The following is a 15,117-nucleotide window of genomic DNA, read 5'->3' as shown; positions in this document are numbered from 1 at the left end:
AATCAACAACAACTAGGGAATGGGGATTCTATGGAAAAGCACGTTTACGTCGCGCGCGAAGCTGACGAAAATGGTGAAATACACTACACTGATCACGAACACGAAACGTGGTCAATTCTTATAAAGCGACAAAAAGAAGTCATTAAAAATAGAGCTTGTGATGAGTATGTGAAGGGAGTTGAGATTTTAGACTTTCCTGAGGATCGCATACCTCGTTGGCAAGATATCAATGAAAAATTAGAGGCCATCACTGGATGGGGTGTCGCACCTGTGCCAGCAGTTATTCCGGCCCTTGATTTCTTTAATCTACTAGCAAATAAAAAATTTCCTGTTGCAAGCTTTATTCGCATTCGCGAAGAGCTTGATTATTTACAAGAGCCGGATCTCTTTCACGAGTTCTTTGGGCACTGTCCACTCTTAACAAATCAGGCCTATGCAGACTTCATGGAGCGTTATGCAAAGATTGCGCTTCAAGTAAGTACTAAGGAGAGAAATCAACTTTTTAGATTGTTTTGGTTTACCATTGAGTTTGGTCTCATCAAGACAGAGCAGGGCCTAAAGATTTTTGGAGGAGGAATTCTCTCATCATTTGAAGAGACAATTTACGCTCTCGAATCAGAGATTCCAAAGAGAGTTCCAATGGACCCACTTGAGGCCCTGAGAACACCTTTTAGAATTGATATAAAACAACCGATCTATTTTATTTTAGAAAATATTGATCAGCTTTATCGTGTAATTGATGGAAATATTCTTGATCTCCTTCATAAGGCCCAAGAGCTAGGAAATTTTCCACCAATGTTTGAACCTAAGAAAAAGAAATCAACAGTGGCCAGTGAGGGTGGATATGCAGTCTAAAGTTCCAGCAGTATTAAGTGATAGTGAAATTGAATCATCTTTAAATGAATTAGATCAATGGTCTTATGACCAAGATAAAAAGCTTCTATTTAAAGAATTTAAGTTCAAAGGTTTTTTAAAAACAATGAGCTTTGTTAATGCTGTGGCATGGGAAGCAAACCGTCTTATGCATCACCCAGATATGGAAGTTGGCTTTTCACGTGCTTTAATCCAGTTTACAACTCATGATGCTGGTGGTGTCACCTCAAATGACTTCAATGCAGCTAAGGCCATTGACGCTCTTATGAGCTAGTGGCAGACTATCTTTGTGAAAAGATACGCTCTAACGTTTACATTAATTGATTCGAAAGTTCATATTGTCGCCCTAAAAGAGGGCGACTTTTTTTTGCTTCCTGATTCTAGTGCTCTAAGTGAATTCTCTTTAGAAATTGATGGTACATTTTGTGATGTGTTTTTTATTGATAAAAAAATGGAAAATACTTACGAGCTTATGAGTATAGCGAATATGGAGGAACTCTCATCTCGCTTTGTCTTTCTCGCCTTAGCAAAGCTTTTTCCCTATATGCCTAATTCGTGGAATGTAGATACAAAGTATTTACCATCTAGTCTTTATAAAGGAATGTTCGAAGAGATTACTTTTTATGGAGGCTCTTTTAATCCTTGGCATGAGGGTCATAGTGAGTGCCTTCGCCAATGCCCAAATGAAAATATCGTTATTGTTCCCGATGCTAATCCGTGGAAAGAAGATCAGTCACATCTTCATTCAACATGGTCACTCTTTTTAGAAATCGTTTCAAAATTTAAGAACTCTACCTACTCAATCTATCCAGGGTTTTGGGGAATTATGAAGAAAAACCCCACGGTTCAATGGCTTCCGAGCGTTGCTTGTCAAAAGAAGAATCTACTCATTGGAGATGATAATTTTATGGCCTTTGATAAGTGGACTAACTTTGAAACACTAATGAAGAGTCTTCATACTCTATATGTTGTTCCGCGCCAATTCGAAATTGTAGAGTTAGAAAAGAAAAGAAGTGAACTTGAATCTCTTAATCTCGATGTTCAGATTATTCTTTTAAACTCGCATGAATATCAATCTCTTTCATCAACTGAAATTAGAAAAAACCTTTTAAAAAACTAACAGTATTTTTTCCTAAGTCTTTTGTGTAGTAGCCACCTTCTTGTAAAATGACAGTTGGGAGATCTAGAGTCTTTATAAGTTTTCCCATTTTTTGATAGTCACTCGTTTTGATTTTAAAATTACCGATAGGGTCTAGTTCGTAAGTATCAAAACCTGCAGAGATAATAAGGTAATCCGCTTCAAAGCGTTTGATGAGAGGAAGAACTGTTTGTTTAAGAGTTTGCTCATATTTGTTATAACGAGTTTCTTTATCCAAAATAATATTGAGATTAAAACCTTCTCCTTTACCGCTTCCAATTTCTGATGGAAAACCAAGAAAATAGGGGAAGTACTCTCGTGGGTCTCCGTGAATGGAGATGGTGAGAACTTTATCGTCATTGTAAAAGAGCTCTTGTGTTCCATTACCGTGATGAAAATCAATATCAATAATGGCAACTCTTCCTTTTTTCTTCAACTTCTTTGCTGCTATAGCGGCATTATTAAAGTAGCAATATCCGCCATAACTATCTTTACTGGCATGGTGTCCTGGAGGTCTTGATAGGGCATAGGCGTATTTTGATTTTTCTTTTAATACTGTATCTGCTGCATAAAAGGCACTGGCCGCGGACCAACTAGCGGCCGAGATAGTTTTATTGTTAAGAGGAGTCCCAGAGTCAAAACAGAAAAAGCCTGCGTGATAGAGATTCGTTGGATCAGGCGAAAGTTTGTTTTTCTGAGGAAACACACTTGGATAAAACGTTTGATCATCTGGCATACTTGCTGCTGTATTATAAAGTGTTATCAAGTGATAGTGATGACAATCTCTAATTGAGCTGAGGGGGATTTTTTCAGGTTGAAAGATTTCAAAGAGATCATTATTTTTTTTGATTTCCCTAAAAATAGATTCAGCTCTCTTTGTCGTTTCAGGGTGTTTTATACGGTTTCCAAGTGCCCATTCGTATTTGGGATGAAATTCCAATTGTTTTGTGTGAAAGAAAACGGGCATTTTGTTTTTCATTATTTATCCTAATGTATACTCGTATAGGTGAAACCCCTCTTCATAATAAGGGCCAAGAAAACCATTGTTAAATTTTAGAATCTCATCTTTATTCGTTGCTTTCTTTTTAAATCCGTATTTCTCATAGGCCTTAGTCGCCCATTTCGCTTCTGGGTGTGCAATAAGGACCATACTTTTTTGTCCATTTTTTGAAGATTTAAGTTTGGCAAAGTCGATGAGCTCTTTTCCATGTCCTTTTCCAACCTCACTTGAATCTAAATAGATATAACCAAGATAGGTATAATCTTCGAAGTATTGCATGGAGATGGTTCCGACTTCTTTTCCTTCATTGTTAACACCTAGATAGAAATCTCTTTTTTTATAATTCTTTTCCATCCAGCTTTCGTCAACATAATGTTCCTTAAGATCTTTTTCTGCGAGAAATGGTTCATACCAAGATGCAGATGATCTAATAAAGTCTGCAATGGTCTTCATGTCTTTTCTGTCTGCTTTTTTTATCTCTAACATAGTTTCTCCTTAGATTGTTGTGAGTTGATGTGCGCTTTCTATGAGATTTCTCAGTGCCTGTGCGCGTGTTTTTAAACTCGATAATTCAATAAACTCTTCGTAAGTATGCATGCCTCCTCCAACGGCACCAAGGCCATCGAGAACAATGCTACTTCTTCTATTAAGATGATTACTATCGGCTGCTCCGCCTACACTGACAGATGAGATCGAACGCTTCTCAATTCTTTCGATACACTTTTTATAAAATTCAAATGTCTTTTTTGATTTTGGACCCTGTTTAAAAGGAGGACAGTCATCAACGACTTCAAAAGAGATGTCTGTTTCTTTTTTATCGTGAGCACTGAGAACTTCACTTTCTGAAAGAATTTCTTCAATTTCTTGATGAAGATCACTTCGAGTGTCAAAGCAGGGGAATCGAACATCTAATTGTCCCATGGCATGGTCACTGACAACATTATGCTTTTCACCACCCGATATTTTACCAACATTAACAGTGATATCTCTTTCATAGTCAGTAAGCTCTTGAATCTTTGATATTTTTAAGGCCAGCTCTACACACGCATTGATTCCTTTGTGATGTTCTCTTCCCGAATGAGCTCGTTTACCCTCGATTGAGATGTCGTACCAGCGATTTCCTTTTCTTGAAGTGATAATATCCCCATTGGGAAGTGCTGGCTCAAGGCCGAGGACAACTTCAGAATCTTTACCGAGCTCGCTAAAAAGTTTGTGAAATCCTGGAGAACCTGTTTCCTCATTGGGCGAGCAGATCACTCTAACTCCTAGTTCCGTGTCTTCTTTAACTTCCTTCAAAGCGTTAAGAAGAATAACGATTCCACCTTTGTTGTCGACAATGCCAGGTGCTATGGCCTTTGTTTTGTCATCGTTGAAGATAAGTTGATGATTAAATTCATCTGTTCGAAAAACCGTATCAGCATGGCAAACAAAAGTAATCCATCGAGGAGTTCTTCCCTGTTTTGTGGCAAGAAGAAGTTCTCCCGAATTTACTGATTGATCAGGGTTTTTAATTAATGAGACATTAAAGCCTAAGGATGAAAGCTCTTCTTTTAGCCTGTTTTGAACAGCGTTTACACCTTTTGTGTTCGATGTTTCACTGTTAATTTCAACGAGTTCTTTTAGTAAGTTTAATCCTTCCAACTTTTAATTCTCCTTTTTATTATTTATATTATTGGAGTAAGGTGATGAGCAATGAATCCTCGAGAGAGTTCGGGAAAGACGAACAGGGAAGGAAAATGAGAAAGATACAAATTAGTGGTCCAGGTGGTTATGAAAAACTCGAAATTGTAGACTTTGAGATTGAATCTCCAAAAGATAATGAAGTGCAAATCGAAGTGAGGGCCATTGGAGTTAATTATGCTGATGTGTGCATTCGTTGGGGTCTATATGAATCAGCAAAGCAATTTATAGGTTGGCCTATTACTCCTGGATTTGAGTGGTCGGGAATCGTGAAAGAAGTTGGATCAAGTAGAAATTCATTTAAAGTAGGTGATGAAGTTTTCGGTGTTTCTTTCTTTGGCGGCTATACAAGCCATTTAAATGTACCTATTCATCAGGTTTTTAAAAAACCTCAAAACCTGTCTTTTGAACAGGCAGCAGCAGTGCCAACCGTTTTTTTGACAGCTTACTTTGCACTATTTCAAAATATGATACTTAGAGAAAATTCAAAAATCATTGTTCACTCCGCAGCAGGAGGTGTGGGGAGCTGTCTTGTGCAATTAGCGAACTTAAAAAATATTGAAGTTCTCGGCATAGTCGGTTCTTCTCATAAGGTGGACTATGTAAAGTCACTAGGAGCTAAGTCTGTTATTGATAAATCCAAGGAAGACTGGTTTGAAGTATCTCGAAACTTTTCTCCAAAAGGTTTTGATGCTGTCTTTGATGCCAATGGCTATACAACTTTAAAAAAGAGCTTTGATCTTCTCGCTCCTATGGGAAAGCTCGTCTCTTATGGGTTTCATTCAATGCTCCCAAAAAAAGGGGGAAGAGTTAATTGGTTTAAAGCTATCTACGCTTATTTAAGAACACCAAGATTTAATCCTCTCGATATGACAAATCAAAATAAATCTCTACTAACGTTTAATCTTTCTTTTCTTTTTGACCAAGTCGACATTTTAAAAGAGTCGATGGAAGAGATCATTAGGCTTTTGGAAGCTGAGCAAATTAGTCCACCAAGGGTTGCGACTTATTCTCTAGAAGAAGTGGGGAGTGCCCACCGAGATTTAGAATCTGCTAAGACAGTGGGCAAGTTAATACTTCTTCCTTAGTCTTTTAACTATTCCTTTTTGCTTGTAAAATAATGAATGTTCAAAGGGGATAGTTGTGAAAATAAGTATAGTTGTGCTTTTTAGTCTGTTAATTTCTTTATGCTCGTTTGCAAATGAAGAATCGTTGGCAAGTCGTGAGCAGGATTTAGAAAAAATAAAACTCAGTTTTGAGAAAATTAATATTGATTACGGAATTTTAAAAATAAAGAAAAAAGAGATTGCGCAAGAATTTGCCGGACTTGTTTCTGGGGAGTTTGATCGTGCTGATGCAAAGAAAAACTTAGCACAAGTTGAAGACTTTGAAGAACAAATTAGAAAGTTAGTTGTCGTTATTGAAGAAGAGAAAGTTCGAGCAAATGATTTAAAGCTCGACAATAAAGATATCGAACAAATCTCTGGTGTCAAAATAGACAAGAGTGTAAACGAAAGTTTTCTTAGTTCAATTGATAAAATTGTTAATGACTTTAGCCGACTAGAAAAAAATATTAATCTTTCCATGGATGGAGTTAGAAAGTGGAAGGCCTTCTTACATCGTAAACTTCGCTCTGATAATAGCAAAACACTATTTAGTTTTGCCGTTAGAAAAACTCTCGTTGAACCAGTTGAAGAATTTAAAAAACTCATGACAAAGGATGTGAGTAGTCTTAAAGAGACCTTCACAACAATTTCTAAGAATCTTCAAAATAAAGAGAGAAGTATTCGTTTTTTTAGTTTTGTCACAATTGCCTTTCTTTTAACGATTTCTTTACTTTTAATTGTTTCTAAACTTAAACAGTTAGTGGATAAGAACTTAATTAATTTTACTGGCACTGTTTCTAGTGGTGTCTTTGAAACACTCTATCATAATAAGGCCTTGATCAGTATTCTCGTTAGTTTTCAGGCCCTAAGCCTCTTTAGAGAAACAACATCCTCTTTAAAAGTTCTCATTACTGTTATTACTCTTGTTATTGTTCCTCTTCTTTGGAACCGCTGCTTTATTCCTATGATTGATCTCGTTTTAACGGAGATTAATAAAAGTGAAAATGAAGTAAGAGGATCTTATCCTAAGATTGCTTTCATCTTCTTTTTTACTTGTTATATTTTGGAAACTCAATTTGAATTTAATTCTGATGTTATCTCTTTTGCTAGGGATATTCTTCTTATTTATGTCTCATATCGCTTCTTTAAAATCTCCTCTTCGATTAGAGGAAGTTCATTTGCAAGTTATGTTAAAAAGGGAAGTCTCTTCCTTTCAGCTCTAAATATTCTAACAGCAGTGCTTTCTCTACTTCTTGGATTGAGTGCATTTATCGCTGTTATTGGATATAAATCTCTTGGTAAAGAACTTGGTAATAATCTTTTTGAAAGTGTTGGATATTTTTTCTGGGGATGGTTTCTCTATCACTTTATCTTAGAGATTCTCATTAACTTCAAAAAGAAAATTCAACTTTTTGAATTGAAAGAATTTTTTAATTCTATGGTGAAGATGGTTAACGTTGTCTTCTTCCTGTATTTCATTTATGTCCTTGTGAATAAGTGGGCCGGAGAGTTCTTACTCATTACAGATATTGGACGAGTCGAACTTTTTACAATTGCAAGTACTCCAATCTATCTTGAACAGCCTTTTCAGTTGGTGATTCTCTTTTACGTTTATCGAGTAATTTATTATTTAGGACTTTCATTTTTTCATGTCATTTTTGAAGATGCTGATGAACCAGTTGCAGCAAAAAAACAAACAGCTCATATAGACTCTGTTTTAAAATACTTTTTTATCGCAATCTTCATTATACATTCTTTCTCCGTATTAGGTGTGACTTATAAAAACCTTGTTCTGATTGCATCTGCACTTGGGGTGGGGATCGGTTTCGGTTTACAAAATATTGTAAACAATTTCCTCTCAGGAATTATACTCTTGTTTGAAAGACCTGTTCGCGTAGGGGACTTCATCGAAATAGACAGTCAATTGTTACAAGTTAAAAGAATTGGAATTAGAAGTACAATTGTTGAATCTTTTGAAAACTCAAACACTGTTATTCCTAACTCAGAAATTCTTTCCAATAGACTAGTGAACTGGACTCTTAATGATAATCGAATCGCTGTTAAGTGTTCTGTTGGAGTTGCTTATGGATCAGACCCCAAGCAAGTAAGTGATCTCATCGAAAATTCGACAGTTGAAACAAGAGGTGTCATGAGCCAGCCACGACCAACTGTTCTATTTAAAGAATTTGGAGATAGTAGTTTAAATTTTACTGTAAGGTTTTGGATTAACCGACCGCTAGATAAATATCAAGTTCAAAGTGATGTCATGCATGCTATAAATAAGGTTCTAGCTGATAATAACATTACAATCCCATTTCCTCAAAGGGATGTACACATCATTCAAGATTAGTAGGGGGGCAATGTGCCAACAGAAATATTTGGAGACATCAGTCATTTAACGATTGAGCAAGATTCAACGATTGAACAAATTATTTATCGTTCATCTGAAGTACAAACATTTGCTAATGTTTCTGGGGACCAGGTTCATTCTAACTTAAAAGAACTAGGCCATCTTAACTGCTGGACTCACTTCAATGGGTTTTCAAAAAGTAATTGTAAAATTCTTCTTGAACTTGGAATTTCCGAGTTATATCTCGAAGACATATTGAGTACAATGTCACTTCCTTATATGGAAAATCATGACTACCTCATTGCCGTTTTAAAAGAAAATGTTTTCTCTGGTTCACTTGAATCTAGAAACATAGGGATTATTTTAAAAGGGAATCATCTCATAACTTTTTCAAGTAAAGAATCAGATTTCTACCAACGATTTTTAGATAAGAGATTCTTTCATAAGAAATCTAAGATCTCTCGCGAGAAGGCGCCCTTTCTTTTTATGGCCCTACTTGATCACTTTATAGAGCAATACATTAAGTCCTTTAAGAAAATTAAAATTGATTATTATAAATTAAGTGAAAAACTAACGAAGGGTGAAAATACTCACGATACAATTACTGCCATCATTCCTCACCGAGAGAAGATTCAAAAGGGGAGTTTCCTTCTTGAGAAGATCGATGACGAATTAAAAGATGCTATTGGTGAGTTCAAGGAATTAGATAATCTTCGTTATGAAAGTCTTTGGGATGAGATTCATGAAAATATTCGAATTCTTAACCTTAAGTCGCATTCACTTCTCGATAACTTTAGTAATGCCATTAACCTTTCAATCGCTATCACTTCTTCTAAGCAGAATGATACGATGATGGTTCTTGCCGTCCTGTCAACATTCTTTCTCCCTCTGACCTTTATTACAGGGCTGTATGGGATGAACTTTGATCCGGGATCGGCTTTTAATATGCCTGAGTTAAAATGGAGATTTGGCTATTTTTTTGCCTTGTCTTTAATGTTCATTTCGATTCTAATTGTCTTTATTTTCTTTAGACGAAAAAAGTGGATCTAGGAGGTCCTACAGTGAGAGAGTTAAAAATAGGTATTTTATCGCGTTTACCAGATAGTTATTCTTGTAAGCGTTTGGTTGAAGAAGGAACAAAAAGAGGACATAAAGTCGAAATCTTTGATCCTCTTAAATGTTACATGAACATCTCGGCTAACAATCCTTCAGTTCATTATATGGAAAGAGAGTTGATCAACTTTGATGCAATTATTCCAAGAGTTGCAACTTCTGTAACATTTTATGGAACGGCCGTATTAAGACAATTTGAAATGGGGGGGACTTTTTCTGTGAACCCTTCTGGCGCCATTTTAAAATCGCGTGATAAGCTTCGTGCTCACCAAATCCTTGCTCGTAAGGGAATTGGAATGCCTGTTACTGGTTTTGCTCATAGTACTGAAAAGATTGATGATATGATCGGTCTTTGTGGTGGAGCCCCTCTTGTAATCAAACTTCTTGAAGGTTCACAAGGAAAGGGTGTTGTCCTTGCTGAGACAAAGAAGGCGGCTGAAAGTGTTATGGAGGCCTTCAAATCACTTAATGCGTACTTTCTTGTTCAAGAGTTCATTAAAGAAGCTGGTGGTGCTGATATTCGTTGCTTTGTTGTTGGTGATAAAGTTGTTGCTAGTATGAAAAGACAGGCCAAGGAAGGGGAGTTCCGTTCTAACCTACACAGTGGTGGATATGCAGAGAAAATTAAAATCACTCCTGAAGAAAGAAAAACAGCAGTTCTTGCTGCTAAGACTTTAGGGCTTAAGGTTGCTGGTGTTGATATTCTACGTTCAAATGATGGACCTAAAGTTATGGAAGTTAACTCATCTCCTGGTCTTGAAGGAATTGAAACTTCTACGGGAATTAACGTTGCTGCAAAGATCTTTGAATACATTGAGTCTCTTGAACTAAAGGTTCATCACTCAGATAAGCAAAGGTGTTAGAGAATGAAAAAGTGGGTAAGGGATTTTGAAATTGGTGGACAGGTCGTTAAGCCAGGAGAGCGAGCTCTCGTTTCACTAAAAATCCCAAGTCTTTTTGACTGTACTGAACTTTCTATTCCTGTCCATGTTATTCGTGGGAAGGTTAAGGGACCAACTGTTTTTGTTAGTGCCGCTGTTCATGGCGATGAAATCAACGGAGTTGAGGTTTGTCGTAAGTTGCTCAAAAAAACCTACTTAAAAAAAATAAAAGGGACACTTCTAGTGATTCCTATTGTTAATGTCTTTGGTTTTAATTCGGCCATTCGCTATCTTCCAGATAGAAGAGATTTAAATCGCTCATTTCCTGGAAATAAAAAAGGCTCACTCGCCTCAAGAATGGCCCATATCTTTATGAGTGAAGTTGTTTCAAAATGTGATTATGGTATCGATCTTCACACCGGTGCTATTCATCGCTCTAATCTTCCCCAGGTCAGAATTTCTTTGAAGGGGTCTAAAATTAAAGATCTTGCAAAGTGCTTTGGTACAAAAGTCATTCTTGATAGTAAGCTTCGCGATGGTTCTCTACGTGAGGCGGCCTACGAGTCGGGGACTCCTGTTCTTCTTTTTGAAGGAGGTCAGGCCTTACGATTTGAAAGGCCTGTCATTGAGATGGCCCTAAAAGGGATTTCAAGTGTTCTTTCGCGCTTACAAATGATTCCAGAAGTTAAGAGGAAAAAAGCGATTGATCCTCTTATTGCAAAATCATCAGCTTGGCTTCGAGCAAAGCGAAGCGGCGTTTTCTCGAGTTCAAAAAAACTTGGAGACCATGTTTCTAAGGGGGAGATTGTCGGAAGAATAAGTGATCTTTCTAGTGATACTTCCTATACTCTTAAATCTAAATATGATGGGCTTATTATTGGAATGAGTCTCTTGCCTCTTGTGAACGAGGGGGATGCCCTTTTCAATGTGGCCACAACGAATCGTATTAAAGAGTTTGATCCTGAATATTTTCTTTTAGAAGAATAAAAAAAGGGCGCTTTAAATAAGCGCCCTTTGTGTATCGAAACATTTCTTTTAGAAAATTACTTAACTTTCCAGTAGTATTCCGTTACAAGCTGACCATTGTACTCGAATGGGATATCAGCTGGAAGAGCTTCTGCAGAAAGTGTTGCTTTTTGCTTGTCTGTTCCCTCAACTGTAAAACATGCAGGTACTGATGGAAGTCTTGGAGTCTCAAGAGACTGCTTGTAAAGTTGGTTGTTGTAACCTTTGTCAGAAAGAGTAATTACATCACCAACTTGAACTAGGTAAGATGATTTATCAACTTTCTTTCCATTAACAAGAACTTGTCCGTGAGCGATCATTTGTGATGCTGCTGGAACAGATGGTGCCCAGTTAAGACGGAAAAGAACGTTGTTAAGACGAGACTCAAGAGTGATGATAAGTGTATCCATCCATGCTCTTGTTTTGTTCTTCTTAGCTTTCTTTACGTAAGTAACGAGTTGGCTTTCTCTTAGACCGTAGTGGTAAACTAGCTTTTGCTTTTCTTTAAGACGAACAGCATAGTCAGAGATTTTCTTTCTTTTGTTCCCGTGAACACCTGGTCCGTATGGACGTCTTTCTAGTGCACCAGCTTTACCTAGACCTGGAAGTTCTAGACCTAATGCTCTTTGGATTTTAAAACGAGCTCTACCCGTAGTTGACTTTGCCATATAAGCTCCTATGGAAAAGATTTAAGGGACATGGCCAAGGCCGCATCACATCACTGGAATATCCCAGAGCCCTTAAATCAAATTGTTAACTTGAATGCGACCGGAGAAATTTAACGAAAAACTGGCCCTGTGTCAATTGGGGAAGTGAGAATTTTTCACGGTTTAGAGTGTATTTTAGTGGATACCAAGCTCTTTTCTAAGAAGCTGTAAGAGGGAGAGTGTCGTTTTTCCTGGTTTTCCGTCTCCAACGGGGTTGCTATCTATTGTCGTTACAGGAACGATTTGGCGCGTTGTTGAGGTGAGGAAACACTCATCGGCCATGCGAAGCTCTTTTGCGTTGAAGTTTTCTTGAAAGACTGTGATTTGATGTTTCTTAGCAATTTCAATGAGTTTTGCCCTCATTGTTCCACCAAGAAGCCCTGCTTCAAGAGGTGGAGTCAGTATTTTTGTGTCTTGGACAATCCAGATATTACTTGTAGTTGCCTCGGTAACAAGCCCTTCGTGATTGAGCATGATGGCATCGAAGGCCTTCTGGCTCACGGCTTCTTCGTAGGCCATGATGTTGTTGAGGTAGTTACCAGATTTTGCCGAAGGGTCAACGGATTTTATGGATGTTCTAATTGTATCGGCCACGATGACGCTCACGCCTTGTTCGTACCACCAAGTAGGGTTTGGTGGGAGTTCTTTGGCAATGACGATGAGATTGTTCTTGATTGCGATCGTTGGATCAAGATTAATCTCTCCTTCACCACGAGTGATAATGAGGCGAATATAGGCCCTGTCAGTATCAAGGGCATCAATAGTTTTTAATATTTCATCGGTAATTTGCTTTCTAGAATAGGTAAGTTTTAGGTGCAGCTTTTGAGCAGATCGCCAAAGGCGATCGAGATGTTCTTCAAGCATGAAAGGAGTGCGATTGAAGGTTTGTGTGACTTCATAGATCGAATCACCATAGAGAAAACCACGATCAAAGATTGAGATCTTTGCTTCATGTTGATCAAAAATTTTCCCATTGATGTTAACGATCATAATTAAGGTACCTCTCCTTGAAAGCCATCGGGAAGCAAGTTCCACGCATCTGAGAGCACGTGAACTTTTTTTACTTCGATCCCATCTTTAACGAACAGACCACTGTGATGGGCCCATGCTAGAACACCACCTTTAAGGTTGGCGACGGGAATATTTTGCGCCTTCATTTTCTTTGCAAACTTCGTTGCTCTCGATCCTATTGTACAATAAGCGACAATTTTTTTTCCTAAATATTGCTCTTTTTCAGCAAGAAATTGAGCTTGAGTTATTGCTCCTTTAATCATGCTGACTGAGGTTTCCTCTTCACTTCTAACGTCTACAAGAATCATCTCTTCTGTGATTTCAGAAGCTCTAATATGCTCAATGTTACTATTACTTTTTTCTATGCTTGCGCTCATTGATTCGATGATTTTGGCCTTGTTCTTATAGCTCTCAGGAGAGAAACATGAAGTGAGGGTAAATAATAAGCTAATATAAAGGAATAATTGTGTTTTCATGGGCGTCATTATGCTCATTTTTGTGGATTTTGGCCACGGTGAAGTTTTGACAATCATAATAATGAACTGCGATAATTTAACTTATGAATAAATTAACCATACTCATTTTAACTTTTCTCATGTCTTTCAACTCTTATTCATTATCGGTTGTCTTAACGGATTCTGATGAGCCTGTTGTTCGTATGGTTAAAACGACATCTTATGATCTTGTTATTGAAGGAAAGAGTGGCTCTTCAGTAAGTGAGCCTTATGAAGTCTTCGTGGCCGTTGACCCAAATGGCTCTTCGACGACAGATCAAAATAAATATTTCACAAAATCTAATGGTGATCTTGCAACGATAAGTGCTGGAACGGTGAGATTCTTTGTGGACGTTGACGTAGACTCAGACGAGAAGAAGCTCTTTGTTGCAGCAAGAGATGGATCGGATACTGATTTTGATATGGTTTATTTATCAACGGCTAATTTCTCTTCAGACACTGACTCGCAGGCCTTAGACGTCCCAATGTCAAACTTGTGTGGATCTCCTGTCGACTGTGCTTCAGATGGTTTTTCCGATAGCTCTCAACAAGTTGAGAAGGATCAGATTTACTATATTGGACTCGTTGATACAGATACGGCCTTTGAAACAGGTCTCAATCCTGAGGCCGATGAATATAAAGGCGGCGTTTATGTTCGTATCAACTTTAGTACGAAATTGGATGAGACAGTTGTCATTAGCCTTTCAACAGTTGAGCCTGGAGATGAGTCAGTTTATGTCACTTATGAGACATCATCGACAACGATTAGTGATCGTTACGATACGATTTTTATCAGTGATGGAACAGGAAATGCTCCCTTTCATGGAACGAGTGGTTCTGAGAGCCCGACTATTCTTTTTGAAAGCGAAACTGCTGGAGTAAGTGACTCTGTTCAAATTCCTGATCTATCAAATGGTGTAACATACAATATCACTGTGGCCTATCGAAATAAGTACTTCTTTGCCACTCCTCAATCTGACTCGCTCACGGGTCAGCCTCAAGAGATCCCACCATTTTTAAAGAAAAATGCCTGCTACTTTATTTCAGCAGGATTTGGAGAGGATCACTACGTTCTCGACTACTTTCGCTCAATTAGAGACGAGGTCCTTTTACAAAATAGTTTTGGAAAGAGATTTGTTAACTTTTATTACACATCCGCTCCTAAGTATGCGCAATATATCTATGAGAATAAGTACCTTGCTTTCAGCGTAAGAATTTTTTCATATATATCTTACTTTGCGATTAAACATTTTTACTATATAATGGCCCTTATAACTTTAATTCTTTCACTTCTTATCGTTAAAAAAAGAGGGAACGTTGTTAGTAGAAAAAAAGAGCTTCAATCCTAGTGAAATTACTGTTCTGATCGTTGATGATGAGCCAGATATATTAGAACTCATGGAAGAAGAATTCACTTACCACGGTTATCAAACTCTAACTGCTGAGTGTGGTAACGATGCTATCGATCTAATCTCGAAATCAGATATTCACATTGTTGTTTCAGACTACAAAATGCCAAATGGTAATGGAATGGCCGTTCTCGATGCTGTGAATAAAATTGGCGAGAGTGATCGTCCTCACTTTTTCTTTGTTTCAGGCCAGGCCGATATTTCTATTGAAGAGGCCCTTAAAGGTGGTGCTAAGAAGTTTTTCACTAAGCCTTTCGACCTTGAAGAATTGATTAAAGAAATTGAGTCTGAAATTACCTCTGAGTCATAATTCTAGAGAAACGTTTTCACCTTCCTTTTCACCTGCTACA

At 37.6% G+C, this 15,117-nt stretch carries 16 protein-coding genes; 10 read left to right on the top strand and 6 right to left on the bottom strand.

Features of this window, described 5'->3' with window-relative positions:
• Positions 1-30 precede the first annotated feature (30 nt).
• The 3 genes from phhA to HBN50_RS10720 are packed head-to-tail and all read left to right on the top strand — an operon-like array spanning position 31 to position 1,993.
• Positions 31-855: a phenylalanine 4-monooxygenase gene (phhA, locus tag HBN50_RS10730; protein WP_273869876.1), complete on the top strand. Its 825-nt coding sequence runs from the start codon at positions 31-33 to the stop codon at positions 853-855.
• A complete protein-coding gene (locus HBN50_RS10725; protein WP_273869872.1) occupies positions 845-1,147 on the top strand; it encodes a 4a-hydroxytetrahydrobiopterin dehydratase in 303 nt (100 codons plus the stop codon). Before phhA ends, HBN50_RS10725 begins: the two co-directional genes overlap by 11 nt.
• A 15-nt stretch (positions 1,148-1,162) precedes the next feature.
• Positions 1,163-1,993 (top strand): hypothetical protein, encoded by an 831-nt coding sequence (locus HBN50_RS10720; protein WP_273869871.1) that lies wholly within the window; start codon positions 1,163-1,165, stop codon positions 1,991-1,993.
• Here the strand turns inward: HBN50_RS10720 and HBN50_RS10715 are convergent.
• Genes HBN50_RS10715 through HBN50_RS10705 form a run of 3 tightly spaced genes read right to left on the bottom strand, consistent with a single transcriptional unit; the run spans position 1,968 to position 4,652 of the window.
• Positions 1,968-2,990: a histone deacetylase family protein gene (locus HBN50_RS10715; RefSeq protein WP_273869853.1), complete on the bottom strand. Its 1,023-nt coding sequence runs from the start codon at positions 2,988-2,990 to the stop codon at positions 1,968-1,970. The two genes, HBN50_RS10720 and HBN50_RS10715, sit on opposite strands and share 26 nt — an antisense overlap.
• 3 nt (positions 2,991-2,993) lie before the next feature.
• Complete coding sequence (locus HBN50_RS10710) at positions 2,994-3,497, bottom strand: GNAT family N-acetyltransferase (RefSeq protein WP_273869851.1); 504 nt, start codon at positions 3,495-3,497, stop codon at positions 2,994-2,996.
• Between the two features lie 9 nt (positions 3,498-3,506).
• Positions 3,507-4,652 (bottom strand): M20/M25/M40 family metallo-hydrolase, encoded by a 1,146-nt coding sequence (locus HBN50_RS10705; RefSeq protein WP_273869850.1) that lies wholly within the window; start codon positions 4,650-4,652, stop codon positions 3,507-3,509.
• Between the two features lie 95 nt (positions 4,653-4,747).
• On the opposite strand from HBN50_RS10705, the gene HBN50_RS10700 reads away from it, so the two are divergent.
• From HBN50_RS10700 to HBN50_RS10680, 5 genes are read left to right on the top strand one after another with little or no spacing between them, the layout of a single operon-like run.
• Positions 4,748-5,779, top strand: a complete 1,032-nt coding sequence (locus tag HBN50_RS10700) for a synaptic vesicle VAT-1 family membrane protein (RefSeq protein ID WP_273869848.1) — start codon at positions 4,748-4,750, stop codon at positions 5,777-5,779.
• 55 nt (positions 5,780-5,834) lie between these two features.
• Positions 5,835-8,147, top strand: a complete 2,313-nt coding sequence (locus HBN50_RS10695; protein WP_273869847.1) for a mechanosensitive ion channel family protein — start codon at positions 5,835-5,837, stop codon at positions 8,145-8,147.
• Between the two features lie 12 nt (positions 8,148-8,159).
• Entirely contained in the window at positions 8,160-9,197 is a 1,038-nt protein-coding gene (locus HBN50_RS10690; RefSeq protein ID WP_273869844.1) for a CorA family divalent cation transporter, read from the top strand.
• A gap of 11 nt (positions 9,198-9,208) precedes the next feature.
• Positions 9,209-10,123, top strand: coding sequence for a 30S ribosomal protein S6--L-glutamate ligase (gene rimK, locus HBN50_RS10685; RefSeq protein ID WP_273869843.1), 915 nt, complete (start codon positions 9,209-9,211; stop codon positions 10,121-10,123).
• Positions 10,124-10,126: 3 nt separating this feature from the next.
• On the top strand, positions 10,127-11,128 hold the full coding sequence (locus tag HBN50_RS10680; RefSeq protein WP_273869842.1) for a succinylglutamate desuccinylase/aspartoacylase family protein: 1,002 nt from the start codon (positions 10,127-10,129) through the stop codon (positions 11,126-11,128).
• A gap of 56 nt (positions 11,129-11,184) precedes the next feature.
• On the opposite strand, the gene rpsD is transcribed toward HBN50_RS10680, so the two are convergent.
• From rpsD to HBN50_RS10665, 3 genes are all read right to left on the bottom strand, one after another.
• Entirely contained in the window at positions 11,185-11,814 is a 630-nt protein-coding gene (rpsD, locus tag HBN50_RS10675) for a 30S ribosomal protein S4 (protein ID WP_273869841.1), read from the bottom strand.
• A 174-nt stretch (positions 11,815-11,988) separates the two neighbouring features.
• Positions 11,989-12,843, bottom strand: coding sequence for an aminotransferase class IV (locus tag HBN50_RS10670; protein ID WP_273869839.1), 855 nt, complete (start codon positions 12,841-12,843; stop codon positions 11,989-11,991).
• 2 nt (positions 12,844-12,845) lie between these two features.
• The gene (locus tag HBN50_RS10665) at positions 12,846-13,340 is read right to left on the bottom strand and encodes a rhodanese-like domain-containing protein (RefSeq protein ID WP_273869838.1); all 495 of its coding nucleotides are present in this window, start codon (positions 13,338-13,340) and stop codon (positions 12,846-12,848) included.
• Positions 13,341-13,423: 83 nt separating this feature from the next.
• On the opposite strand from HBN50_RS10665, the gene HBN50_RS10660 reads away from it, so the two are divergent.
• Positions 13,424-14,707: a CFI-box-CTERM domain-containing protein gene (locus HBN50_RS10660; protein WP_273869835.1), complete on the top strand. Its 1,284-nt coding sequence runs from the start codon at positions 13,424-13,426 to the stop codon at positions 14,705-14,707.
• Complete coding sequence (locus tag HBN50_RS10655) at positions 14,676-15,077, top strand: response regulator (RefSeq protein WP_273869834.1); 402 nt, start codon at positions 14,676-14,678, stop codon at positions 15,075-15,077. The genes HBN50_RS10660 and HBN50_RS10655 overlap by 32 nt, the downstream gene beginning before the upstream one ends.
• The last annotated feature ends 40 nt before the right edge of the window (positions 15,078-15,117 follow it).

The sequence above is a fragment of the Halobacteriovorax sp. GB3 genome (genome assembly GCF_028649655.1).
Classification (GTDB): Bacteria; Bdellovibrionota; Bacteriovoracia; order Bacteriovoracales; family Bacteriovoracaceae; genus BSW11-IV.
The sequence above is the reverse complement of the archived record's forward strand: the minus strand, read 5'-3'. Positions and strand labels throughout refer to the sequence as shown.

What these genes read in the sequence shown, in the direction of transcription:
- phhA (WP_273869876.1), top strand. Translation starts at nt 31, where the DNA reads ATGGAAAAGCACGTTTACGTCGCGCGCGAAGCTGACGAAAATGGTGAA.
- HBN50_RS10670 (WP_273869839.1), bottom strand. Translation starts at nt 12,843, where the DNA reads ATGATCGTTAACATCAATGGGAAAATTTTTGATCAACATGAAGCAAAG.
- HBN50_RS10715 (WP_273869853.1), bottom strand. Translation starts at nt 2,990, where the DNA reads ATGAAAAACAAAATGCCCGTTTTCTTTCACACAAAACAATTGGAATTT.
- HBN50_RS10680 (WP_273869842.1), top strand. Translation starts at nt 10,127, where the DNA reads ATGAAAAAGTGGGTAAGGGATTTTGAAATTGGTGGACAGGTCGTTAAG.
- HBN50_RS10710 (WP_273869851.1), bottom strand. Translation starts at nt 3,497, where the DNA reads ATGTTAGAGATAAAAAAAGCAGACAGAAAAGACATGAAGACCATTGCA.
- HBN50_RS10700 (WP_273869848.1), top strand. Translation starts at nt 4,748, where the DNA reads ATGAGAAAGATACAAATTAGTGGTCCAGGTGGTTATGAAAAACTCGAA.
- rpsD (WP_273869841.1), bottom strand. Translation starts at nt 11,814, where the DNA reads ATGGCAAAGTCAACTACGGGTAGAGCTCGTTTTAAAATCCAAAGAGCA.
- HBN50_RS10665 (WP_273869838.1), bottom strand. Translation starts at nt 13,340, where the DNA reads ATGAAAACACAATTATTCCTTTATATTAGCTTATTATTTACCCTCACT.
- HBN50_RS10725 (WP_273869872.1), top strand. Translation starts at nt 845, where the DNA reads ATGCAGTCTAAAGTTCCAGCAGTATTAAGTGATAGTGAAATTGAATCA.
- HBN50_RS10660 (WP_273869835.1), top strand. Translation starts at nt 13,424, where the DNA reads ATGAATAAATTAACCATACTCATTTTAACTTTTCTCATGTCTTTCAAC.